This is a genomic window from Janthinobacterium sp. BJB446 (assembly GCF_002735655.1).
Classification (GTDB): Bacteria; Pseudomonadota; Gammaproteobacteria; order Burkholderiales; family Burkholderiaceae_D; genus Janthinobacterium; species Janthinobacterium lividum.
Window position 1 is genome coordinate 787,455 of sequence record NZ_PDZK01000001.1, and the last position, 23,989, is coordinate 811,443.

Annotated in this window: 21 protein-coding genes; 12 read left to right on the top strand and 9 right to left on the bottom strand. The window is 63.8% G+C overall.

What is annotated here, in order from left to right:
- Window positions 1-6 precede the first annotated feature (6 nt).
- The 4 genes from CSQ92_RS03590 to CSQ92_RS03605 all read right to left on the bottom strand — a co-directional run bounded on the left by CSQ92_RS03590 (window position 7) and on the right by CSQ92_RS03605 (window position 3,483).
- Window positions 7-675 (bottom strand): hypothetical protein, encoded by a 669-nt coding sequence (locus CSQ92_RS03590; RefSeq protein ID WP_099393260.1) that lies wholly within the window; start codon window positions 673-675, stop codon window positions 7-9.
- 6 nt (window positions 676-681) lie between these two features.
- Window positions 682-1,878, bottom strand: coding sequence for a carboxypeptidase-like regulatory domain-containing protein (locus CSQ92_RS03595; protein ID WP_099393261.1), 1,197 nt, complete (start codon window positions 1,876-1,878; stop codon window positions 682-684).
- Window positions 1,879-1,984: 106 nt separating this feature from the next.
- A complete protein-coding gene (locus tag CSQ92_RS03600; RefSeq protein ID WP_099393262.1) occupies window positions 1,985-2,515 on the bottom strand; it encodes an isochorismatase family protein in 531 nt (176 codons plus the stop codon).
- Window positions 2,516-2,565: 50 nt separating this feature from the next.
- The gene (locus CSQ92_RS03605) at window positions 2,566-3,483 is read right to left on the bottom strand and encodes a LysR family transcriptional regulator (protein ID WP_034788899.1); all 918 of its coding nucleotides are present in this window, start codon (window positions 3,481-3,483) and stop codon (window positions 2,566-2,568) included.
- Window positions 3,484-3,604: 121 nt separating this feature from the next.
- Here CSQ92_RS03605 and CSQ92_RS03610 point away from each other — a divergent pair, with 121 nt between their 5' ends.
- From CSQ92_RS03610 to mmsB, 3 genes are read left to right on the top strand one after another with little or no spacing between them, the layout of a single operon-like run.
- Window positions 3,605-4,822, top strand: coding sequence for an ABC transporter substrate-binding protein (locus CSQ92_RS03610; protein ID WP_099393263.1), 1,218 nt, complete (start codon window positions 3,605-3,607; stop codon window positions 4,820-4,822).
- A 17-nt stretch (window positions 4,823-4,839) separates the two neighbouring features.
- Entirely contained in the window at window positions 4,840-6,354 is a 1,515-nt protein-coding gene (locus CSQ92_RS03615; protein ID WP_099393264.1) for a CoA-acylating methylmalonate-semialdehyde dehydrogenase, read from the top strand.
- A gap of 10 nt (window positions 6,355-6,364) precedes the next feature.
- Entirely contained in the window at window positions 6,365-7,258 is an 894-nt protein-coding gene (gene mmsB / locus CSQ92_RS03620; RefSeq protein ID WP_099393265.1) for a 3-hydroxyisobutyrate dehydrogenase, read from the top strand.
- On the opposite strand, the gene CSQ92_RS03625 is transcribed toward mmsB, so the two are convergent.
- The gene (locus CSQ92_RS03625; protein WP_180276923.1) at window positions 7,255-7,644 is read right to left on the bottom strand and encodes a DUF1090 family protein; all 390 of its coding nucleotides are present in this window, start codon (window positions 7,642-7,644) and stop codon (window positions 7,255-7,257) included. The two genes, mmsB and CSQ92_RS03625, sit on opposite strands and share 4 nt — an antisense overlap.
- Before the next feature lie 134 nt (window positions 7,645-7,778).
- On the opposite strand from CSQ92_RS03625, the gene CSQ92_RS03630 reads away from it, so the two are divergent.
- From CSQ92_RS03630 to CSQ92_RS03645, 4 genes are all read left to right on the top strand, one after another.
- Window positions 7,779-8,618 carry a tetratricopeptide repeat protein gene (locus CSQ92_RS03630; protein WP_099393267.1) on the top strand — a complete coding sequence of 280 codons (840 nt, stop codon included), beginning with the start codon at window positions 7,779-7,781 and terminating at the stop codon, window positions 8,616-8,618.
- The gene (locus CSQ92_RS03635; protein ID WP_099393268.1) at window positions 8,615-9,616 is read left to right on the top strand and encodes a tetratricopeptide repeat protein; all 1,002 of its coding nucleotides are present in this window, start codon (window positions 8,615-8,617) and stop codon (window positions 9,614-9,616) included. Before CSQ92_RS03630 ends, CSQ92_RS03635 begins: the two co-directional genes overlap by 4 nt.
- A gap of 68 nt (window positions 9,617-9,684) precedes the next feature.
- Window positions 9,685-10,899 carry an AGE family epimerase/isomerase gene (locus tag CSQ92_RS03640; protein WP_099393269.1) on the top strand — a complete coding sequence of 405 codons (1,215 nt, stop codon included), beginning with the start codon at window positions 9,685-9,687 and terminating at the stop codon, window positions 10,897-10,899.
- Complete coding sequence (locus CSQ92_RS03645) at window positions 10,896-11,828, top strand: carbohydrate kinase family protein (protein WP_070253666.1); 933 nt, start codon at window positions 10,896-10,898, stop codon at window positions 11,826-11,828. The genes CSQ92_RS03640 and CSQ92_RS03645 overlap by 4 nt, the downstream gene beginning before the upstream one ends.
- A gap of 29 nt (window positions 11,829-11,857) precedes the next feature.
- On the opposite strand, the gene CSQ92_RS03650 is transcribed toward CSQ92_RS03645, so the two are convergent.
- Window positions 11,858-12,937: a LacI family DNA-binding transcriptional regulator gene (locus CSQ92_RS03650; RefSeq protein WP_099393270.1), complete on the bottom strand. Its 1,080-nt coding sequence runs from the start codon at window positions 12,935-12,937 to the stop codon at window positions 11,858-11,860.
- Window positions 12,921-14,834, bottom strand: a complete 1,914-nt coding sequence (locus CSQ92_RS03655) for a glucokinase (RefSeq protein WP_099393271.1) — start codon at window positions 14,832-14,834, stop codon at window positions 12,921-12,923. Before CSQ92_RS03655 ends, CSQ92_RS03650 begins: the two co-directional genes overlap by 17 nt.
- Window positions 14,835-15,180: 346 nt before the next feature.
- On the opposite strand from CSQ92_RS03655, the gene CSQ92_RS03660 reads away from it, so the two are divergent.
- The 5 genes from CSQ92_RS03660 (at window position 15,181) to CSQ92_RS03680 (ending at window position 21,074) form a co-directional block, all read left to right on the top strand.
- On the top strand, window positions 15,181-16,479 hold the full coding sequence (locus CSQ92_RS03660; RefSeq protein ID WP_099393272.1) for a maltoporin: 1,299 nt from the start codon (window positions 15,181-15,183) through the stop codon (window positions 16,477-16,479).
- Window positions 16,480-16,835: 356 nt separating this feature from the next.
- Window positions 16,836-18,089 (top strand): ABC transporter substrate-binding protein, encoded by a 1,254-nt coding sequence (locus tag CSQ92_RS03665; RefSeq protein WP_034777937.1) that lies wholly within the window; start codon window positions 16,836-16,838, stop codon window positions 18,087-18,089.
- Window positions 18,090-18,204: 115 nt separating this feature from the next.
- Complete coding sequence (locus tag CSQ92_RS03670) at window positions 18,205-19,089, top strand: carbohydrate ABC transporter permease (protein ID WP_034777935.1); 885 nt, start codon at window positions 18,205-18,207, stop codon at window positions 19,087-19,089.
- Window positions 19,086-19,955 carry a carbohydrate ABC transporter permease gene (locus CSQ92_RS03675; protein WP_034777933.1) on the top strand — a complete coding sequence of 290 codons (870 nt, stop codon included), beginning with the start codon at window positions 19,086-19,088 and terminating at the stop codon, window positions 19,953-19,955. Before CSQ92_RS03670 ends, CSQ92_RS03675 begins: the two co-directional genes overlap by 4 nt.
- Before the next feature lie 9 nt (window positions 19,956-19,964).
- On the top strand, window positions 19,965-21,074 hold the full coding sequence (locus CSQ92_RS03680) for an ABC transporter ATP-binding protein (protein ID WP_070279178.1): 1,110 nt from the start codon (window positions 19,965-19,967) through the stop codon (window positions 21,072-21,074).
- 70 nt (window positions 21,075-21,144) lie between these two features.
- Here CSQ92_RS03680 and CSQ92_RS03685 read toward each other — a convergent pair whose 3' ends face one another.
- Both CSQ92_RS03685 and CSQ92_RS03690 read right to left on the bottom strand, forming a co-directional pair.
- Window positions 21,145-22,812 (bottom strand): ParB-like protein, encoded by a 1,668-nt coding sequence (locus CSQ92_RS03685; RefSeq protein ID WP_099393273.1) that lies wholly within the window; start codon window positions 22,810-22,812, stop codon window positions 21,145-21,147.
- A 77-nt stretch (window positions 22,813-22,889) separates the two neighbouring features.
- Window positions 22,890-23,921, bottom strand: coding sequence for a ParB/Srx family N-terminal domain-containing protein (locus tag CSQ92_RS03690; RefSeq protein ID WP_099393274.1), 1,032 nt, complete (start codon window positions 23,919-23,921; stop codon window positions 22,890-22,892).
- Between the last annotated feature and the right edge of the window lie 68 nt (window positions 23,922-23,989).

The following is a 23,989-nucleotide window of genomic DNA, read 5'->3' on the forward strand; positions in this document are numbered from 1 at the left end:
GCATGCCTACTTGCAGTACAGCCTATCGATGCTGTGGCTGGACGCCAGGTAATGCCGCGTCTGCCAACCGATGGCCACCCTGTAGGCGCACGGCGGATCGAGCGCCACGTTGACGGGGAAGCCGCCATTGTTGCCTGATAAATGCGGCCCGCCCGCGGCGCCGCGGAACAGATAATTGCTCGGTGGTGGCGGCGGCGTGAAGCTGGCGGCCGGCAGCGGTGGCGGCGGATGCTGGATGCCGTTGTTGTTGGAAATCGTGATATTGAAAAAGCGCAAATGCGGATGGTCGATCGTGTACAGGATATGCACGAGGCCGCCCGCGATGGGGTTGCAGGCATTGCTGCGCAGCTCTTCCAGGTCCAGTGCCACGATGACGGGCGAGTTGTCGAAGACGATGGAGTCGAGCCCGTCCGTGGCTACCAGCGCCAGGCTGATGCCGTCGCGCACTTCGAAGCCCAGGCGGTAGCGGCGTATCGGTTCGCTCTCGGCGGCCGTCAGGCTGCGGCCCGCGTCGAGGATGGGCAAGCCGCCCGGCAGCTTGGCCGGATGCAGGCTGGTGATGGCCGGCGTATTCACGGTCAGCAAGTCAAACGTGCGCAGGAAGATGCTGGGCGCCACGTTGACGACGGCCGTCGTGCCGTCGCGCATGTCCACGGTGACGGGCTTGCCGTCCACCCGTATTTAGCCGCCAGGCTGCAGATCGCCCGCGTCGATGATGACGGGCGCCGAATCGCCGAGACCCAGTCCATTTGTATAAAACACATAGCCGACGTGCGTGCCGAGGATTTGCGTGAGCGGCGCCAGGCTGGCGGGTGCCACCGTGGGGATGGCTGCCGGGTCGTCGCTGCCGCCGGGCCAGGACCATTCGCCGATCAGGAAACGGTATTCCAGCGGGTTGGCGGGAATGGCGCTGTTGCGCAGCGGGCAGTTTCCCTTCAGGGTGACACCGCCGGCGAACACATACGAGGCGCCGGCGCCGCCCGCATAGCCTTGCGGGGAAAAGCCGGCCAGCGAGGGAAACGGGTGGATGTCGAAGATTTCCACCTGCTGCCAGTGGGGCACGCCTTCCACGTCGGGCGGCAAGACGTCTTTCGAACACAATTCCACGCAGAAGCAGTGGCCCACATTTTCGCGCCCCGGCTGGCGGCCGTTGGCTTGCGTTTCCGACAGGATCGTCACGCTGCCCAGCTGCGCCGTGAAATACACGTCTGGCCCGCTGGCGAATTCCACGTTGATGAATGGGGAGAAAGGCGTGAGCGTGAAGTCCGACGTCAGGTAATCGATGCGGAAGCGCCCGCTGGTGTCCGTCACCGCCACTCCCAGCGCATCGTCCTGCAACCAGTCCGCGTCGAACGCCCGCACGGTGGCGCCGGCGATCGGCGCGTGGGGAGCGTCGCAGGTGCGCAGCCGGCCGCAGATGGCCCAGGCGCCGAAGCGGGCGCGCACTAGGCACCAGAAGCGTTGCGGCAGGCAATAATCCCAGACGGCGAGGAAATCGTTCTCTACCTGGCGCCAGCGGGGCTGGATGGTGGTGATGGAAAACTGCAGCGGCACGGGGTCTTTCGGCCCCGGTTTCAAATGCGGCACGGTGGGGCACAGGATATCGACTTCGACGGCCTCGCCCCGATAATCATCTTCCAGGGTAAAACTGTAGTTGCCATCGTCATCCGTGCGCGCCTCGGCCAGCAGGAAGGGCGCTTTCGCCTGCACTTCCTCGTCCGTGAGGATGGCGAAGGTCTCCTTGGCGCTGGCCACGGCCAGGGCAGTGACGTTTTGCGACTCGCGTGGCCGGTACAGGCGCACGAGGACGTGGGATAAAGCTTCAGGACACTCGGCACAGATCAAGCCGCACAGCTTGCCCCGCAGGATATAGGCCATGATGGCTCCCTTGCTGATGTGGACGGCGCACCGCTCGGAATGGCGGCGCTGTTACCAAGCTAGCAAATGGGCGGCCGACAGGATTGATCTGGCTTAAACCTGCTTTCTATTTAATCAGCGCCAATACTTCGCGGAAACGCGGATGTTTGCAATCGCGCAACCATTCGAAGGCCAGCATCTCCACCGTCACCAGATGGGCGCCCAGCTTGCCCAGGCGGGCCAGCGCCGCGTCGCGGCTGGCGGCCTGGCGCGAGCCGACGGCGTCGATGGCGATGATGACCTCGTACCCCAGTTCCAGCAAGCCGATGGCCGTCTGCAGCATGCACACATGGGCTTCGCAACCCGTGACGACGATTTGTTTGCGCCCGGCGGGTAGCATGTCCTGCAAGCCATCAGAACAGGCGCCGAAATGCGTCTTGTGCAAGGTCCGTTCGCACAGGGCGGCGATCTCTTCCACGTTCGGCCCCAGCCCTTGGCGGTTCTGTTCCGTGCCCAGCACGGGCACGTCGAGCAGGCGGGCGATCTTTGCCAGGCGCAGGTTTTGCGCCAGCACGAGGCCGGCATCGTGGATGGCCGGCATCAAGCGACCTTGCAGGTCGACAATGACCAAAACAGCCTGGTTTGCATCCATCAGCATGGCGTTCTCCTTATTAGTATCTGGCGACAGTGTAGCGCGCCGCAGTTTGCTCAAGTTGGCCAGCTGGGCACGGCTGTTTCGCCCATCAGGTAGCCATGATTCAAATCGACGGCGGCACGCAAGTAGTTCCACAGGGCGCTGACCCTGGCAATATTGCGTCGCTCGCTGGGCGAAATCATCCAGAAGGCGCGCAGCAGGTCGATCTCGCCATCGAGCACGGGCACCAGTTCGTTCGACTGCTGGGCCACGAAGCAGGGCAGGATGGCCAGCGCCTGGCCCGCGCGCGCCGCGTGGTACTGGGCGATCACGCTGGTGCTGCGAAACGCGCGCAGGGAATCGGGCGCCACGTTATCCATGTAGCGCAGCTCCGAACTGAAAACCAGGTCGTCCACGTAGCCGATGATGGGGTGCTGCGCCAGTTGGGCTACGCTAGTGATCGGCGCGTGGCGCGCCAGGTAGGCGGGCGTGGCATACAGTTTCAGGCGGTAGTCGGACAGCTTCGTCACCACGTAGGGGCCGGACTGGGGGCGTTCGACGGAAATGGCCACGTCCGCCTCGCGCTTGGACAGGCTGACAAAGCGGGGCACGGCGATCAGGTCCACGCTGATGTGCGGGTATCGCCCGCAGAACTGCGCCAGGTGGGGCGCCAGCACGATGGCGCCGAAGCCCTCGGTAGCGCCCAGGCGCACCTGGCCCGACAACAGGCGGTTGTGCTCGCCCAATTCCTCTGTGGCGGCGAACACCGTGCTTTCCATGGTTTCCGCGTATTCCATCAGGCGGTGGCCTTCGGGCGTCAGCTGGTAGCCCACGTAGTTGCGGTCGAACAGCTGGGTGCCCACCTGCTCCTCGAACTTGCGCATGCGCCGCGACACGGTGGAATGGTCGATGCCCAGCTTTTTCGCCGCATCGACGAGGCCGGCGCTGCGCGTCAGTTCCAGGAAGACCCGTACATTGTCCCAATCGAGCATGACAAACCCTCTCTGTGCATTTTTGCAAAGGAATTATGCATTAATTTCACTTGAGTGCATATTTTTACACATGCAGAATGCATCTAAACATATAAGAAAACCCATTCACCTGGAGACACGCATGAAAAAAACCGTTCTGGCCATGGGCGCGCTGGCGCTCACCCTTTCCTTTGGCGGCGCGCACGCGCAAATTTCCGATGGCGTCGTCAAGGTCGGCATCCTGACCGACATGTCCGGGCCGTATTCGGCCATGGGCGGGCGCGGCTCCGTCGTCGCCAGCCAGATGGCCGTCGAGGATTGCCTGAAGGCCGAATGCAAGGGCATGAAGATCGAAATCCTCTCGGCCGACCATTTGAACAAGGCCGACATCGCCGCCTCCAAGGCGCGCGAATGGATAGACCGCGACAAGGTCGACGCCATCGCCGACCTGACCAATTCCTCGGTAGCCCTGTCCGTGCAAAAGCTGATGAAAGAGAAGGGCGGCATCGCCATGTTCAGCGGCCCCGCCACGGGGCGCCTGACCAATGAAGACTGCTCGCCGAACGGCTTCCACTGGATGTTCGACACATATTCGCAGGCAGCCGGCACGGCGGCGGCGCTGACCAAGCTGGGACAGAAATCCTGGTACTTCGTCACCGTCGATTACGCGTTTGGCCATTCGCTGGAAAAGGACGCCAGCGATGTCGTCAAGCGCAACGGCGGCACGGTGTTGGGCGCCGTGCGCCATCCCCTCAACGCGTCCGATTTCTCGTCCTTCCTGGTGCAGGCGCAAGGCTCGAAAGCGCAGGTGATCGGCCTGGCCAATGGCGGCGCCGACACGGTATCGGCCATCAAGCAGGCGCGCGAATTCCGCATCGGCAGCGGCAAGGACCAGCGCCTGGCCGCCTTGCTGGTGTTCCTCTCGGACGTGCACGCGCTGGGACTGGATACGGCCCAGGGCCTGGTCTACGCGGACGGTTTTTACTGGGATTACGATGACCGCAGCCGCGCGTTTGCGAAACGCTTCGAGGCGCTCAACAAGGGCGCCAAGCCGACCATGGTGCAGGCGGGCGTGTATTCCAGCGTCTACCACTACCTGAAGTCGGTGGCGGCCGCGAAGAGCGACGACTCGAAAATCGTCGCCGAAAAAATGCGCCAGCTGCCCATCAAGGACTCCGTGATGAACAACGCCTCGATCCGCCCCGATGGCCGCGTGATCCACGATATGTACCTGGTGCAGGTGAAGACCCCGGCCGAATCGAAAGGCGCGTGGGATTACCTGAAAGTGCTGTCCACCATCCCCGCCGACCAGGCGTTCAAGCCGATGGATGCGGCGGCGTGCAACCTCGTTAAAAAATAACCACGGAGTCTCGAACCATGAACCAAGCCCTCACCTCAGTCCCCGCCGTTCCCCTGCACATCGGCGGCAAGCACCATGCGTCCGCCAGCAGCGAATGGCGCGACGTCGTCAACCCGGCCACGCAGGAAATCGTCGCCAAGGTGCCGTTTTCCACGCCGGACGAAGTCAACCTGGCCGTCGCCACGGCCAAGGAAGCGTTCAAGACCTGGCGCAATACCCCGCTGGCCGCGCGCATGCGCATCATGCTCAAGTACCAGCATCTGATCCGCGAAAACATCGGGGCCTTGGCCGAACTGATCACGCGCGAACACGGCAAGACCCTGCCCGACGCGGAAGGGGAAGTCATGCGCGGCCTGGAAGTGGTGGAGCACGCGTGTTCGATCGCCACCCTGCAGCTGGGCGAGATTGCGGAAAACGCGGCCACCGGCGTCGATGTCTACAATATCTACCAGCCGCTGGGCGTGGGAGCCGGCATCACGGCGTTCAATTTTCCCGTCATGCTGCCGTGCTTCATGTTCCCGATCGCTATCGCCTGCGGCAATACTTTTGTGCTGAAACCGTCGGAACAGGATCCGTCTTCGACCATGTACCTGGTCGAACTGATGTACCAGGCGGGCTTGCCGGCCGGCGTCCTGAACGTCGTGCATGGCGGCGCCGACGTCGTCAACATGCTGTGCGACCATCCCGACATCAAGGCCGTGTCCTTCATCGGCTCCACCCACGTGGGCACGCATGTGTACCGCCGCGCCAGCGAATCGGGCAAGCGCGCGCAATCGATGATGGGCGCGAAAAACCATTGCGTGGTGCTGGCCGACGCCAATAAGGAGCAGGCGATCAATAACCTGATCGGCGCGGCCTTCGGTGCGGCCGGCCAGCGCTGCATGGCCAATTCCGTCGTGGTGCTGGTGGGCGAGGCCCGCTCCTGGCTGCCGGAAATCGTCGCCCGTTCGCAAGCGCTGAAAGTGGGGCCAGGCAGCGACCGCGATGCCGACCTGGGACCGATGGTCTCGAAAGCGGCCATGCAGCGGGCGGAAAAGCTGATCCAGGCGGGCGTGGACGAAGGCGCGCAGCTGCTGCTCGACGGGCGCGGCCACAAGGTGGCCGGCTACGAGGGCGGCAACTTCATGGGGCCGACGATTTTCTCCAAGGTCCAGGCATCGAACTCCGTCTACACGCAGGAAATCTTCGGCCCCGCCATGTGCGTGGTCGAGACGGACACGCTGGACCAGGCCATCGCCTTCATCAACGCCAACCCGAACGGCAACGGCACCTCGATCTTCACCTCGTCCGGCTGGGCGGGGCGCAAATTCCAGAACGAGATCGATGTGGGGCAGGTGGGCATCAACGTGGCCATTCCCGTACCCGTCGCGTATTTCAGTTTTACGGGCTCGCGCGCGTCGAAGCTGGGAGACCTGGGCCCGAACGGCAAACAAGCCTTGTACTTCTGGACGCAGACCAAGACCGTCACGGCGCGCTGGTTCGCCCCGGACGATGGCGGCAGCGGCGTCAATACCACCATCTCGATGAAATAAGGGGAAGGCCATGGGCACCAATATCGTTTTCATCGGCCTGGGCAACATGGGCTTGCCCATGGCGCAGAACCTCGTGCGGGCCGGCCATGCGGTGACGGGCTTCGATTTGCTGCCGGCCAGCATGCGGCAATTCGCCGACGGCGGCGGCCTCGTCTCCGATGACCAGGCGGCGGCGATCGGCCAGGCCGACATCGTCATCACCATGCTGCCGGCCAGCCGCCATGTGCTGGGGGCCTACCTTGGGGACGCGGGTATTTTGGCGCAGGCGCGGCCCGGCACCTTGCTGATCGACTGTTCGACGATTTCCACCGAGGCGGCGCGCCAGGTGGGCCGCGCGGCGCAGGAAAAAGGCATGCCCATGCTGGACGCGCCCGTGTCGGGCGGCACGGCGGGCGCCACCAACGGCACGCTGACCTTCATGGTGGGCGGCGAAGAATCCGCGCTGGCGGCGGCACGGCCCTACCTGGACGTCATGGGCAAGGCGATTTTCCACGCGGGCGGTTCCGGTTGCGGCCAGACGGTCAAGATATGCAACAACATGCTGCTGGGGATACTCATGATCGGCACCAGCGAAGCCATACGCCTGGGCGTGGCCAATGGCCTCGATCCCAAGGTGGTGTCCGAAGTGATGGCGAAAAGCTCGGGCCGCAACTGGACCCTGGACGTCTACAACCCATGTCCTGGCGTGGCCGAAAACGTGCCCGCGTCGCGCGGCTACACGGGCGGCTTTGGCGTCGACCTGATGCTGAAAGACCTGGGGCTGGCCGTGGAAAGCGCGCTGGCCAGCGGCGCCTCGGTGCCGCTGGGCGCCTTGTCGCGCAATCTATATAGTTTGCACAGCAAGGCGGGATCGGGCGCGCTGGATTTCTCCAGCATTTATCAGTTGCTGGGCGATAAAGCTTAAGGTTGCTGCGCCTGCAGGGCCGCCAACTCGGCTTTGGCTTTTTCCAGCTTGCCTTCCAGCTTGGCGATCTTCTTCGGTTCTTTGTTGGCTTCCTGGGCCAGGCGCAGCGAACGCTCCGTCTGGTTCACCTTCGCCTGCGCCTTGACGATCTTCTTGTTGTGGCGTTCGACCAGGGTACTGTCGCGGCAGTGGGCGTTGACTTCGTCAAGCGCGCGCGTGAGGCCCGCGACCTTGTCGGACAGGCCCTGTTCCTGCGCCTGGCGCAATTCGCTGCGGATGCTTTCGCGCTTGGCGGCGCAGCCGGCCAGCTGGGTGTCGGCGGCGCTGGCGCCCACGGAGGCTGCGGCGAGCAGCAGGGTCAAGGCGGTTGTGGCGAGGCGGTTCATGGCGTTCCTGTGTAAGTGGTGGGCTCGTGCAATGTAAGCCTGCCGGCTTGCCCTGTCAAACTTCTTGTGCAGTGCGCGCCTGTCTGGCATGGCATCGGCTACCATGCGTGTTTTCTTCTTTCCGACACCGCCGCATGCCCAAGAAATTCCTCTTGCTGATTCCTTTCCTGCTGCCGTTACCGCTCCTGGCCCAGACCTCGCCCACCTTGCTCGACCTGCAGCTGATCGCCATCAAGGCCAGGGCTGATGTGGCTAGCCATAGCCCGGAAAGCATCGCCGAGTTTGAGCAGGCCCGGCGCGCGGCCGAAGCGGGCGACGTGGAGGCGCAGCTGGACCTGGCCCGCATGCTGCAGCTGGGCGTCGGCACGCCGCAAGATACGGCGCAGTCGATGGCCTGGATACGCAAGTCGGCCGAAGGCGGCTATGCACCGGCACAGTCGGCTTTGGGATTGGCCTATACCTTGGGTGGCAAGGTGCCCATCGACCGCGTGCAGGGCGAATACTGGCTGCGCAAGGGCGCGGCGCAGGGCAATGCAGAGGCGCAAACCATCCTGGCGCTGGAATTCATCGATGGCGACAGCAGCGCCGAGGAGCAGGCGCTGGCCATCACCTGGCTGAAGGCGGCGAACGAGCAGCACTTTGTGCCCGCCTACAATGCGCTGGGCGAGCACCTGATGCGCGCAGCCGTCGATGAACAGGATCGCGCCGAGGCTTTCCACTGGTATTCCAGATCGGCGCGTGAAAAGGAGCCGGCAGGCATGCGCAACCTGGCCCGCGCGCACGAGCTGGGCCTCGGTGTGGCGCAGTCGGACAAGTGGGCCCTGGTCTGGTACGAGCGGGCGGGGTGGAGCGGCGACTTGCCCGCCATGCGGCGCATGATGGAGGTGTATGTCAAAGGCGAACTGGGACAGGCTGCGAATGCCGAAGACGCGGCCGAGTGGCGCGGCAAGCTGGCCGAGAAGGAAAAGAAATGAGAACCATGCTGTTTGTATTGAGCCTCGCCCTGGCGCAGCCCGTGCTGGCGCAGCCGGCGTCCACCAAGGAACCGCGCCAGCATCCGGCGCTGGCCGAATTCGATATGTCCGGCCTCGACGACATGCACGCAAGGGTGCGGGCCGTGATCGACCGTCCCGCCGACCTGTCGCCGGACAAGGTGGCCGCCTTCGGGAAGGCGCGCCTGGCTGCGGAAGGGGGAGACACGGCCGCCCAGCTGGAGCTGGCGCAGATGCTGCACGGCGGCGAAGGCACGCCGCGCGACTATGACGCCGGCCTGGCGTGGATGCGGAAATCGGCCGAAGGCGGCTATGGTCCGGCGCAGGCTTTCCTCGGCGTGGCCTACACGCTGGGGCAGGGCATGGCCATCGACCGCAAGCTGGGCGAATACTGGTCGCGCAAGGGCGCCGCGCAAGGCGTGGAGCTGGCCAACTTCACGCTGGCCATGCACTTTGAAAATATCCAAAGCAGCCCGGCAGAACAGGCGCATGCGCTGCACTGGCTGAAGTTCTATGCCGAAAACGGCTTTATTTATGCCTACAATGAAATTGGCTACCGCCTGATGATGACGGCCAAGGACGAGGCGCAGCGCAAGGAAGCGTTCACCTGGTACATGAAGGCGGCCAAGGTGCTCGACCCGCCCGGCTTGAACAATGTCGCGTACTCGTATGAAGTGGGGCAGGGCGTGCCGCAGAGCGACGAGGCGGCCCTGGGCTGGTATGAAATGGCGGCCATCGCCAAAAGTCCGCCGGGGCAGACGGGTTTTGCGCGGCTGCTGGAACAGGGCCGTGGCGGCCCCACCCGGCAAGGGCCGGCGCCCAAGCCTTTCGCGCTGTACCTGCTGGCGGCGAAGCAGGGCGACGCGGAAGCCATCGAACGGCTGGTCAAGGTGTACGATAAGGGCGAGCTGGAACAGGCGGCCGACCCGGAGCAGGCGGCACTGTGGCGCGAAAAGCTCAGGCTGGCCAAGACTCCCTGAGCGGGCATGACGGAGTCAGGACGGCATGCTATCATCATTGTTATCGATAACAATATCATGAGAGACCCATGAATCCCGATTTCCGCTCCAGGGACATGCTTGAAAAGCATATCCTGCACACGATGAATTTTTATCACCCGCGCGCGTTTGACCCGAGCGGCGGCTTCTATCATTTCTTCCTTGATGACGGCACGGTGTATGACGCCAGCACGCGCCATCTGGTCAGCAGCACGCGCTTCATCTTCAATTACGCCATGGCGTACCGCCGCTTCGGCGGCGACGATTACCAGGCGGCCCTGCGCCACGGCGTGGCCTTTTTGCGCGACGTGCATCGCGACCCGGCCACGGGCGGCTATGCCTGGCAACTGTCGTGGAAAGACGGCGTCAAAACGGTGGAAGACGGCGCCAACCACTGCTACGGCCTGGCCTTCGTGCTGCTGGCCTATGCCCACGCCTTGCAGGCGGGCGTGCCGGAAGCGCACGCGTATCTGGACGAAACGTTTGAGCTGATGGAGCAGCGTTTCTGGCTGCCCGAACACGGCCTGTATGCGGACGTGGCCAGCGCCGACTGGTCCACCCTGGACGGCTACCGGGGCCAGAACGCCAACATGCACGCCTGCGAAGCCATGCTGGCCGCGTTCGAGGCGACGGGCGAAGCGAGATATCTGCACCGCGCCGAAACCCTGGCGCACAACATCACGGTGCGCCAGGCGGGTCTGGCGAACGGCATGATCTGGGAACACTACACGCCCGACTGGTCGATCGACTGGGACTACAACCTGCACGATAAGAGCAATATCTTCCGTCCGTGGGGTTACCAGCCTGGCCACTTCACGGAATGGGCCAAGCTGCTGCTGATCATGGAGCGCCACAGCCGGTTCATGGCCGGTCCGTCCGACTGGCTGCTGCCGCGCGCGCGCGCGCTGTACGACATGGCCCTGGCCAAGGCCTGGGATGGCGCGCATGGCGGCATCCACTACGGTTTCGGCCCGCAGGACGAGATCTGCGATGGCGACAAATACTTCTGGGTGCAGGCGGAAAGCTTCGCCGCCGCCGCCGTGCTGGCCGCCCGCACCGGGGACGAGGCCTACTGGCAAAGCTACGACAAGATCTGGGACTACAGCTGGACGCATTTCGTCGACCATGAACACGGCGCCTGGTACCGCATTCTGACGCCGGAAAACGGCAAGATCAGCAACGAGAAAAGCCCGGCCGGCAAGACCGATTACCACACCATGGGCGCCTGCTATGAAGTGCTGAACGTGATTGGCGGTGCCGCATGAGCGCCACCGCTTTTCCCTCTTTCCCCGCTTTTGTGTCGGCCGGCGAAGCGCTGACGGACATGCTGCGCACGGGCGCGGACTCCTGGAACAGCCAGGTGGGCGGCTCGACCTGGAACGTGGCGCGCGTGATGGCGCGTCTGGGCGTGCCCAGCGCCTTTGCGGGCGGCGTCAGCCTCGACGTCTTCGGCGACGCTCTGGCGCAGGCGACCGACGTGGCGGGCCTGGACATGCGGTTTTTGCAGCGCCATGCGAAGTCGCCGCTGCTGGCCATCGTGCATGAACTGCATCCGCCTACCTATTACTTCATCGGCGACGACAGCGCCGACCTGCATTTCGACGCGTCGCTCTTGCCGGCCGGCTGGATGCAGGGCGCGCAATGGGTGCATTTCGGCGGCATCAGCCTGGCGCGCGAACCGCTGGCGGGCAAGCTGGTGGCGCTGGCGCAGGAGCTCAAGGCGGCTGGCGTGAAGATCAGCTACGACCCGAACTTCCGCATCATGATGGATGAACGCTATGACGCCACCCTGCGCCGCATGACGCAGCTGGCCGACGTGATCAAGGTGTCCGATGAAGACCTGGCGGGCCTGTTCCGCCATGACGACATCGATGGCGCGTTTGCCATGCTGCGCAGCTGGAATCCGCAAGCCACGTATTTGTATACGCGCGGCGCGCAGGGTGCGGCGCTGTACCAGGGCGAACAGACATGGCAGGCGGCACCGCCCGTCATCGAGGTGGTCGATTCGGTGGGGGCGGGCGACGCCAGCATCGGCGGCTTGCTGTACAGCCTGATGTACCGGCCCGATGCCAACGGCGGCCAGCACTTGCGCTTTGCCGTCGCGGCGGGCGCGGGCGCCTGCCTGGCGGCCGGTGGCTCGCCGCCCTCCGTGGAACTGGTGGAATCGCTGGCGGCGCGCACGGTGCTGCGCTAGCAGTACCAGCCCGGCGGTAAATGCCGGGGTCAGGCCCGGCGGGTCTGACCCCAAGTAACGGGTCCCGTCGACGCCCGCTCCATCAAGGTAAACGCCATCAAATGATGCGTGGCGGTGGCCGGTTCCCCCGCGCGGCGCTGGCGGATTTCGTCGATGACGAGATTGACGGCGGCGCGCGCCATGTCGGCGATGGGCTGGTGGATGGTGGTCAGCTCGGGCCAGACGGTGGTGGCGACGGGCGTGTCGTCGAAGCCGCACACGCTCAATTGCGCCGGCACCTGCAGACCCATGCCGTGCACCACGGCCAGGGTGGCGGCGGCCATGTCGTCGTTGCTGGCGAAGATGGCGCTCGGGTGCGGTTTCTGCGCCAGCAGCCGGCGCGCCGCGTCGAGTCCCGAGCGATACGTGAAATAGCCTTGCGCGACCCTGTGCGGCGGCACCTGCAAGCCGGCTTCCCGCATGGCGTCCTCGAAGGCCTGGCGGCGCAGCAGGGCGGGCGTGTGCGCGGGATCGCCTTCGATGAAGCCGATGTCGCGGTGGCCCAGTGCGAGCAGGTGGCGCGTCATGGCCAGGGCGCCTTCGTAGTCGTCGATGCGCACGGCCGAGACGCCGGGCGAGGGGCGCGCCGTGGCCACGGCGATGGCCGGGATACCCATCTGGTTCAGTTGCGCCAGCACTTCCGGCGAATCGCACAGGGGCGGCGGCACGAGGATGCCGTCCACGCCGGCCGCCACCAGGCAATCGATGCCGGCGCGCTGGCTGTCCAGGTCTTCGCAGCGTTCGAGCAGCAGCTGGCCGCCGCCCTGGCGGCATTGATCCATGGCGCCAACTAAAAATTCGCTGAGGAAGGCCGCGCTCGGATTGCTGTACAACAGGCCGATGCGCAGGGTGCCCGTGCGGGCAGCCCTGGCCGCCAGGTTGGGCTGATAGCGCAGGCTGGCGATCGCCGCCTCGACCTTGTCGCGCGTGGCCGCGCTGACGCTGCTGCGTCCATTGATCACGCGCGATACCGTCATGGCCGATACGCCGGCCACGCGCGCCACGTCATGCACGGTGGCGCCGCTGGCGGTATCGGGGGCGGCGTGCGCCGCCTTATTCGAGGTGGCCACCGAACTTCAGCTTGCCGCTGATGCGCATGCCGTGCAATTGGCCTTCTTCCAGTTCGGCGGCGCTGGTGCGCTGCGCCGTGTCGCGCCGCGCCAGTCCCACGGACAGGATATCGAGCATCATCAGCTGCAGCAGGCGCACGATCATGGGCACGAAATTGAGATTGCCTTCCGGGTGGTTCAAGGTCAGCAGCACGTCGGCCAGCCTGGCCAGCGGCGAACCGCTGGCCGTGATCGCCAGCACGCGCGCGCCGCAGCCCTGCGCCACCTTGACGGTGCGCAGCAGGTCGGGCAGGGCGCCTGAACGGGAAATGACCAGCGCCACGTCGCCCGGTTTCAGCATGGCGGCGCTCATTTCCTGCGCCTGCGGATCGGCAAAGAAGCTGCTGACGATGCCCAGGTTGAGCAGCTTGTGCTGCATGTCGTCGGCCACCACGCGGGCGCTGCCCACGGCCAGCAGCTCCACGCGCTGCGCGCCGCGCAGCAGCTCGATGGCCGCCGTCAGCGCCTTCACGTCGAGCATGTCGCGCATGGCCAGCGCGGCCGAGGCGTTATTGCCCAACACCTTGCGCGCCAGTTCGGCGTCGGAGTCCGAGATCTCCACGTGGCAGTGGGCTACCGTGATGGCGCCGCCCGTCAGGCCGGACGCCAGCTTCAATTTGAAGTCGGCCAGGCCCTGCACGCCGATCGAGCGGCAAAAGCGCATCACGGTCGGCTGGCTCACGCCGACCCTCTGGGCGATTTCCGCGATCGGCAGGGTCAGCATGGCGTTCGGCTCCTTCAGCACCCAGTCGGCCACCTTGCATTCCGAGGGGCTCATGCGCCCGCGCGCCTGGCGCACGGATTCGAGCACGGGCGCGCCGGAATGGGCGCGCTTGAGCTTTTGCGCCAGGATGGCGGCGATACCGAGGAACGTCGGCAGTTCGGCCGTGATCAGAAAGGTGGGGATCTGCGCCAGATAGTCGTTCAGGCGGCCCTTTTGCTCGAAGCGGGCGCGGAACTGCGACTGCTCGAACAGGGGGCCCAGGCGCGGCACGATGCCTCCGCCTATATAGATGCCGCCCAGCGCGCCCAGGGTCATGGCCACGTTGCCGGCGATGGAGCCGAGGATGGCGCAGAAACAGTCCACCGCTTCGAGGCACACTTCGCATTCATTGTTCAGGGCGCGGCTGGTGATTTCGGCTGCCAGCAGCGGCAGCGCGTCGGGCTTGCCGGCGCGTTCGGACAGGGCGCGGTAGATCAGTTCCAGGCCGCGCCCGGAAGCGAGGCGTTCGGCCGAGACGTGCGACAGTTCGCGCCAGGCGAAGGACAGCACGTCCATCTCGCGCTGGTCGCAGGGCGCGAAGCTGACGTGGCCCCCTTCGCTGCCCAGCGCGATCCAGCGGTCTTCCGCGGGGATCATGCCCGACACGCCCAGGCCCGTACCCGAACCGAGCAGGCCGATGACGCTGTCGGCGCGCGCCATGCCGCCGCCGATCTGCAGGCGCTGGTCGGGCCGCAGATAGGGCAGGGCCATGGCCAGCGCCGTGAAGTCATTCACCACCAGCAGGGTGTCGAGGCCCAGCGTGGCGCGCATGGCCTCGATCGAGAAGAACCAGTGATGGTTCATCATGCGGATAGTGTCGTCGTCGATGGGGTTGGCGATGGCGATGGCCGCATGGCGCACGCGGGCCGAACCGGCGGCGCGCGCCTCGCTGCTATCCATATACGCGGTGATGGCGTCGAGCAGCGAAGCGTAGTCGTCGCAGGGCAGCACGGCCACCGCTTCCAGGTGGCCCTGGCGCGTCTCAAGCACGAAACGGGCATTGGTGCCGCCGATGTCGGCCAGCAGGCGCGGCCCTTCACTGAATCGCTCCGCCGGATCGCTGCCTGCTACTTCCATTTTTTCATCAATTTTCATGGCGGTGCCTAGTCTCGTTTGCGTGCGCTGTCATGGCGGCGCACTGTCGTTATGGCAAAAACCAAGGATTTTAATTCGTATACGTGCCGCGTGCCGAAAAATGCGGGGCACCCGCGCAAATGCTTGCACGCAGCGCCGGAAACGGGCGGCGCCAGCTGAAAAATCAGGGCGGTCAACTGGCAAATTCCTGCGCAAATAAAGTGTCGCAGAGTAGTCGTAGGATTACAACATAATATGTTGATATTTGTTCGTAGTATAGTTACTATGTCTCTGCTGGAAAGAATTCTGGCCAGTACATTCGGCCACGAATGACTAGATAAAAAATAAATTACTGAGGAGACTTACCATGCTGCATCGCACCATGTTGAAGGCCGTGTTGAAGACACTGCCAGCTGCCATCGTCTTGGCCATCGCCAGCGGTTCCGCTGCCGCCGACCCTATGTACCCATCCGACTCCGAAGGCTTCCACGGCTACCTGCGCGCTGGCGCCGGCAGCAATACGTCGAGCGACGGCGGTTCGCAAGGCTGCTTCGGCCTGGGTGGCAATACCATGAAATATCGTCTGGGCAATGAGTGCGACGCCTACACGGAATTCGGCTACACCAAGTCTGTTGCCAAGTCCGGCGGCGTGAACTACCTGGCCACCATCTGGGTCAACGCCTATGCGCCAAACTCGGATTTCGGCGACAACAAACTGGGCATCGTCAAGGCCTATGTCGAAGCGCAGGGACTCGATTTCCTGAACGGCGGCACGGCCTGGGTCGGCAAGCGTTTCTACTACCGTCCTGACATCCACATGCTGGATCTGCAATACATCAACATGAACGGCACGGGTGCCGGCCTGGACCGCATTCCGGTTGGCCCGGGTAAATTCTCGTATGCCTTCTTCAAGGACAACGACATCAATGCCCGCGACAAGAACACTGGCGCCATCACCGGCACCCGTTCCGCCGTGCGCCAGAACTTCATCTACGGCGAAATTCCCGTCAATGAAAATGGCACCCTGGACCTGGCCGCGACCATCATCACGGCCGAAGGCAAGGACAATGACATCTACGGCCCGAAACATAACGGCTGGCAACTGTCGGCATTCCACCGTCAAGGCAAAGTCTTCGGCGGCGGCAACACCTTCGGCGTGCAGTACGGCGTCGGCCCTGGTGTTGGCGGTGACGGCAACGGACAGTTCGGCGCCTCGGGCAGCACTTCCTACGGTTCTGACCGCAAGCGCACGCGCGTCTTCAATGACATGGCGATCCAGCCGATGGAAAACTTCGGCATGGAATTCGTCGCCCTGTGGCAAAAAGACGAATCGACCGCCGCCGGTTCCTCGACCTGGACCTCGGTCGGCGTGCGTCCTGTGTACGCATTCACCAACAACTTCAAGCTGGTGGGCGAACTGGGCACGGACCGCGTGACGCAATCGGGCGGCCTGCCGGCCAAGCGCCTGACCAAGCTGACCATCGCACCGACGATCTCGGCCGGTCCTGGACTGTGGTCGCGTCCTGAACTGCGCGCTTTCGTGACGTACGGCAAATGGAACGATGCGGCCACCGCCTCGGTCAACGCGTCGAACAACGGCGGCCCGATCTACAACAACAATACCAGCGGCACTTCCTATGGTTTCCAAGTGGAAACCTGGTTCTAAACACCGAACCAAACCTGCTGCGCGGCGCGCTTTGCGGCCTGCGATGCTCACCGTGCTCTAGCACGGTTGCGCTTCTTAGCCACAAATCACTGCCGCTCGCGACGGTTTTGTTCAGTGTTTATGTTTGTAATGCAGATCAACCTGGCGCATCCTTCGCGGATGCGTTTTTGGCGCCGTCCCGTGATATAAATGCAATGTAGTCGTTTCATGGATCACGGCGCCGTCTTTACACCAAGATGATGCCCGTTTGCAAGCGGGTCTGAGTACAAGAGCGCCGGTACAGGCGCAGATTTCACCTTTTTCGGCCCCCGTATGCCGAAGCCCCCTAAAAGCTTGATCAAAAAAGGAATGTGGAGATGAAACTGAAATTCAAGATTACCCAACTGGCCGCATTGACCACCCTGGCATTCGCTGGCAGCGCCTTTGCGACCGACGTGGAAGTGTTGCACTACTGGACCTCCGGCGGCGAAGCGAAGTCCGTGGGCCAGTTGCAGCAAATCGTGAAAGAAAGCGGCTTTGGCTGGAAAGACTTCGCCGTGGCCGGTGGCGCTGGCGAAAACGCAGCGACCGCGCTGAAAACCCGCGTCATTTCCGGCAACCCGCCAACGGCCGCCCAGCTCAAGGGCCCATCGATCCAGGAATGGGGCGCAGAAGGCGTGCTGGCGAATATCGATGATGCCGCCATTCCAGGCAAATGGGATGCCGTGCTGCCGAAAGTCGTCGCCGACATCATGAAATACAAGGGCCACTACGTCGCCGCTCCCGTCAACGTCCACCGCGTCAACTGGATGTGGGTCAATCCGGAAGTGCTGAAAAAAGCCGGCGTGGCCACCACTCCGACCACCTGGGATGCGTTCTTTGACGCGGCCGAGAAAATCAAGAAATCGGGCGGCATCGCGATCGCCCACGGCGGCCAGCCTTGGCAGGACGCCACCGTGTTTGAATCCGTCGCGCTGGGCGTGGGCGGCACGGAATTCTACAAAAAGGCCATCCTCAAGCTGGACCAGAAGGAATTGACCGGCCCGACCATGCTCAAGGTGTTCGATACCCTGGGCAAGGTGAAAACCTACATCGACAAGGATGCGGCAGGCCGCGACTGGAACCTGGCCACCGCCATGGTCATCAACAACAAGGCCGGCTTCCAGTTCATGGGCGACTGGGCCAAGGGCGAGTTCACGGCCGCAGGCAAGGTGCCGGGCAAGGACTACCTGTGCGTGGCAGCTCCTGGCACGGACAAGGCCTACACCTTCAATATCGATTCGTTTGCCATGTTCACGCAAAAGGATGCGAATGCGAAGAAGGGGCAGATCGCCCTGGCCAACGCCATCATGAATCCGAAGTTCCAGTCGATCTTCAACCTGAACAAGGGTTCCATCCCTGTGCGTTCCGGCGTTTCCAAGGACAAGTTTGACGCTTGCGCCCTGAAATCGATGGAAGACATGGACGCCACCAACAAGACCGGCGGCCTGGTGCCATCGTTCGCCCACGGCATGGCGCTGCCATCGGCCACGCAAGGCGCCGTGACCGACGTCATCGCCAAGTTCATGAACACCAACATGAGCTCGAAAGACGCGGTTGCAGCATTGGCCAAAGCGGCAAAAGTGAAGTAATCACGACGGCGCCGGCACTCCCGCCGGCGCCCGCTGCATCGCATGCATCGCAGGCGTCCGCCCTGGCGCTCGACCAGGCCGGCGCCACACGCAGTTCTACTTCTACGGCTGTCCTATGTCCATACGCAAGCAATTCGACCGATGGATACCGCAGATGGTGTTGGGCCCCACGCTCATCGCCAGCTTGGTATTCGTCTATGGTTTTATCTTTTTGACCGGTTGGCTGTCGCTGACCGAATCGCGGCTGATGCCGAACTACGAGTTCGCCGGCCTGGTGCAATACTACGAGCTGTTCGATAATGAGCGCTGGTGGACCTCGCTCAAGAACCTCGGCATCTTTGGTGTCCTGTTCATCGGTTGCAGCATCGCCATCGGCCTGTTCCTGGCCATCCTGCTGGACCAGAAAATCCGCGCCGAAGGCGCGCTGCGCGCCATCTACCTGTATCCGATGGCGCTGTCCTTCATCGTCACCGGCACGGCCTGGAAATGGATGCTCAATCCCAGCCTGGGCCTGGAAAAGGTCATGCACGACTGGGGCTGGACCTCGTTTACCTTCGACTGGCTGGTGAACTCCGACATGGCCATCTACACGGTGGTGATCGCCGGCGTATGGCAGTCGTCGGGCTTTGTCATGGCCCTGTTCCTGGCCGGCCTGCGCGGCATCGATGATGAAATCATCAAGGCGGCGCAAGTCGATGGCGCGTCCCTGCCGACGATCTACTGGCGCATCGTGATTCCCGCCATGCGGCCCGTGTTCTTCAGCGTGCTGCTGATCCTCGCGCATATCGCGATCAAGAGCTTCGACCTGGTCATCGCATTGACGGCTGGCGGACCTGGCAACTCGTCGTCCGTGCCGGCCATCTTCATGTACCAGTTTTCCTTCACCCGCGGCCAGCTGGGCCTGGGCTCGGCATCGGCAATGATGATGCTGGCCACCATCGTGGCCGTGCTCGTGCCGCTGATGTACCTGGAAACGCGCAGCGCAAAGGCGATGAGATGACACCTACCCGCAATAATCGCCTCACCCTCGGACGGGTGGTGGTATACCTGCTGCTGATTCTGTTTGCGGTGTACTACATCGTGCCCCTGTACGTGACCCTGTCGACGTCGTTCAAGTCGCTCGACGAGATCCGCAGCGGCAACCTGCTGGCACTGCCGCACGTGTGGCAGTTCGATTCCTGGTCCAAGGCCTGGTCCTCGGCCTGCACGGGCGTCACCTGCGACGGCATGCAGCCGTTCTTCTGGAACTCGATCAAGATGGTGATTCCCGCCGTGCTGATCTCGACCTTCCTGGGCGCCTTCAACGGCTATGTGTTCGCGCACTGGCGCTTCCGCGGTTCGGAAATCCTGTTTGCCGCCTTGCTGGTGGGCTGCTTCATTCCGTTCCAGGTGGTGATCCTGCCGATGGCGCGCCTGCTGGGTGAATTCGGCCTGGCCAATACCACCACGGGCCTGGTCTTCGTCCACGTGGTGTATGGCACGGCGTTCACGACCCTGTTCTTCCGTAACTACTATATCGGCGTGCCGGAAGAATTGATCAAGGCGGCGCGCATCGACGGCGCCGGCTTCTTCCTGATCTTCCGCAAGATCGTGCTGCCGATTTCGGGTCCGATTTTCGTCGTCTGCATCATCTGGCAATTCACGCAGATCTGGAACGACTTCCTGTTCGGCATCGTCTTCGCCAGCGGCGATTCGCAGCCGATCACGGTGGGCTTGAACAACCTGGTCAACACGTCCACGGGCGTGAAGGAATACAACGTCAACATGGCGGCCGCGGTGATTGCCGCGCTGCCGACCCTGCTGGTCTATCTGGTCGCAGGCCGTTATTTTGTGCGCGGTCTGACCGCAGGCGCAGTCAAAGGTTAAGGAAAGAATATGTCCAGTTTATCGATACGCAGCATCCGCAAGGTGTACACGAATGGCGTCGAAGTCCTCAAGGGCATCGACATCGAGATCAAGGATGGCCAATTCCTGATCCTCGTCGGCGGCTCCGGCTCCGGCAAGTCGACCTTGCTCAACATGGTGGCCGGCCTGGAAAGCGTCACATCGGGCGAAATCCTCATCGACGGCAAGGTCGTCAACGACCTGCCGCCGAAGGACCGCGACATCGCCATGGTGTTCCAGTCCTACGCGCTGTACCCGTCGATGACGGTGCGCGAAAACATCGCGTTTGGCTTGAACGTGAAAAAAGTGCCGAAGGCGGAGCAGGAAGAAATCGTCGCCCGCGTCGCCGAAACCCTGCAGATCACGCATTTGCTCGACCGTCGTCCGGCGCAGCTGTCGGGCGGCCAGCGCCAGAGGGTCGCCATGGGCCGCGCCATTTCGCGCAAGCCGTCGCTGTTCCTGTTCGACGAACCGCTGTCGAACCTGGACGCCAAGCTGCGCGTGGAAATGCGCGCCGAGATCAAGCTGCTGCACCAGCGCCTGAAGGCCACCATCGTCTACGTCACGCATGACCAGATCGAGGCGATGACCATGGGCGACCTGATCGCCGTCATGAAGGATGGGGTAGTGCAGCAACTGGGCACGCCGCAGGAAATCTACGACAACCCGGCCAACCTGTTCGTGGCCGGTTTCATCGGTTCGCCATCGATGAACTTCATCACCGTCAAGCCTGTCATCGAAGGCAATGAGGTGTTTGTCGCCATCGAGAACGCGGGCAAGAGCATGCGCCTGGCCTTGCCGTTCGCGGCCGACAAGCTGCGCAGCTATGCGGGCCGCGACGTGATCCTGGGCGTGCGCCCGGAGCAGATCACGGACATGAGCAGCGCGCACGGCGACGTGGGCCAGGAACTCGGTTGCCTGATCGACCTGGTCGAGCCGACCGGCCCGGATACCTTGCTGACGACGCGCCTGAACGGCGCCGCCGTGACTTGCCGCACGCACCCGCGCGAAGCCGTGCTGCCGGGGCAGACCATGCAGCTGTCGTTCAACCTGTCGAAAGCGGCCCTGTTCGATCCGGAGAATGGTGAACGCATCGCGTAAGCGTCGTTACCCATGAAAACGGCCCGCCTGTCAGCTGACAGGCGGGCCGTTGTTGTTTATGCCGCCGTGATTATTTCGCCAGCGATTTCTTGTAGGTGATGGAGTAGGTCAATTTACCCGTTGGCGTGACCAGGTCGTCCAGCGCCGCCTGGCTGAAGACGCCCGTCCAGCCCAGGGTTTGCGCCGTCACGCCGCGGCTGACGATATCGTTCGCCTTCAGGCCGACCATCGCCGTTGATGCGCTCTTGATGGTGGCCATGTAGCTGGCGGCGTCGCGCGTATCCGTCTTGGCCAGGTCGATGCCGGCCTGTGTGCGCAGCCAGTCGGCCCAGTAGAATTCGAGGAATTCCGTGGCCGTCGACGGCACCACGTAGCCGGCGTCGCGCGTGAAGTAGACGAGCGAGCGGTACGGGTCGTTGCCCAGCGACTTCAAGCCTATGGACGCGGGCAGCTGGCTGGTGGCGATCGCCTTGTTGCCGCCATCCTTCAGCCAGACCTTGTTGACCTTTTTCATCTGCGCCCAGAAATCGTATTCATTGAGCTTGCTGAAATTGTCCGTCACCTTGACCCATACCTTCAGCTGATGGTTCTGGCCATTGTCGGCGTCGCGGAAGGCGGAAAACGTGTGGTGGCCGTCCGTCAGGTACAGGGTGCCGTTCGGGCCGATGACGACGGTCTTCATGTCGCCCGGCTTGGTGCCCACGGCAGCCTTGCACTGGAACGTCGCCGGTGGATTGGTCAGGGTGGCGCCGGCCACGTTGGCCGTCTTGCTTACCACGTCGTCCTGGCCGTTGGCTTCGCACAGTTCGGCGAATTTCTTCGGCTTGTTGGTCTTGGCCATGACCAGGTCTTCCGCGCCATAGCGGCCCAGCTTGTAGTACACCTGGTCGTAGCCGATGGCCGGTTGCGTGGGGTGCAGTTCGTCGAGCGACACTTGCAGGAAGACGGGCGCCGCATCGGTGCCGGCAGCCGTGGCTGCCAGGACTTGCTGGCGCGCGCTGAGCACGGGCGGCGTTTCCAGCACGCTCTTGCCGGTGGCGAGCGGCGCGCCGCCGTCGATGATCTGCGCGACGATGCTGCCGCTGGCATTGACGATGTCGATATCCGTGCCGTTCTGTTTTACCTGCAGGTTGTCGAGCAGGACGTCTGCCGGGTCCTTGCTGTTCGGCGTCAGGGGGCCATTGATGAAATCATAGCTGGCCGCCATGCCCAGGGTTTGCAGGGGCGCCGCCAGGGCCGTGCCCAGCTGCGTCTGTGCCGTTTGCAGGCGTGCCGCATCGATGGCGGCCAGGCTGGCGGGGGATACGCTCGACGGGATGCTGCCCAGCAGTTGCATGGCGATGACGGAGGTGAGCGGCGTCAGGTTGACGGCGCTTTCCTTCAGCGACAGCGCGTACAGCGTGGTGCCGCCTGCCGGTGTGACGGAGACGAGGAAGGGCGCCTTCGCCGTGGCGGCCAGGGTGATGGCCGCTTTGCCGTTCGCGTCCGTGGTGCCGCTGCCGACGGCATTCTTGCCGGCGTCGAGCACGGTGACGGAGGCATTCGCCACGGCCTTGCCGGTGGCCGCTACCACGTTGAGGATGCGTGCGGGGGCGACGGGCTCCACCGGGGCGACGGGCGCCGTGCTGGTATCGCGGTAGTCTTTACCGCCACAGGCGGCCAGGCTGGCGCCCAGTGCGAGGGTGATGGCAATGGCCAAGGTGCTGCGGGTGCTGCTGCGGATGCTGTGCTTGTACATGGTGTCCCGTGATGTCGGCCTGAAAAGTGCCGACATGCTAGCGGGCGCAGATGTCAGGATGATGACACGCCGGGAGGTTACTGGCGCGGCAGCGACTTGCGGTAGCCGATGGCGTAGCCCAGCTTGCCCTTGTCTTCGGTCAGTTCGTCGAATGCTGCGTGGTCGATTTCGCGCAGCGCGCCAAGGTCCGCCGCGCGCTTGCCGCCGCTGACGATCTCCGCCGGTTGCAGCGCCACCATCGCCTGCGCGGCCAGCAGGATGGCGCTGGCATACGCGGCGGGATCAAGCAGATCGGCACGTTCCAGCTTGAGCGCCGGTTTGCGGCGCAGCCAGTCGGCCCAGTAGAATTCGAGGAATTCCGTGGCCTTGTCGGGCGGCTCGTAGCCGATCCCGCGCGTAAAGTAGACGAGCGAGCGGTACGGATCGTCGCCCAGGGCCTTCAGGCCGATGGCGGACGGCAGCTGCTGCTGCGTGATGGCCTGGTTCTGGCCGTTTTTCAGCCACACCTTGTTCTCTTCGCGCATGCGCGTCCAGAAGGCCGCTTCGCCCAGCGCGCTGAAATTGTCGCTGACCTTGACCCAGACCTTCAATCGATGATTGCGCCCGCCATCGGCATCCCGGAAAGTGGAAAACGTGTGGTGGCCATCGGTCAGGTACACGGTGCCGCGCGGGCCGATGACGACGCTTTTCATGTCGCCCGGACGGCTGCCCACGGCCGCCTTGCAGCGGTAGCCGGCCGGTGGCGCGGCCAGGGTGGCGCCGGCCACATTGGCCGTGCCGGGCAAGACGTCGCCCTGGCCATTGGCTTCGCACAGGTCGGCGAATTTCTTTGGCTTGGCGATGTCGGTGATGCGTTTTTCCTCGGCCGCATAGCGTCCCAGCTTGTAGTACACCTGGTCGTAGCCGATGGCCGGCTGGGTCGGATGCAGTTCATCGAGGCTTACCTGCAGGATGCGCGGCTGGGCGGCGCTGCCCACGACGGTGGCCATCAGCGCCTGCTGGCGCGAGCTCAGGACGGGGGCCGGCGCGACGGCGGCATCGCGGGCCCAGGCCATGCTGGCGAAAGACAGGGCCAGCGCGGCGGCGACCCGGGGAAATGCGGTGTGCATGCGACCTCCGAAGTGAGCGGTATGGCGTGCAGCATAGCGCGGCACGCGATTTCGCGCAGTCCGACAGG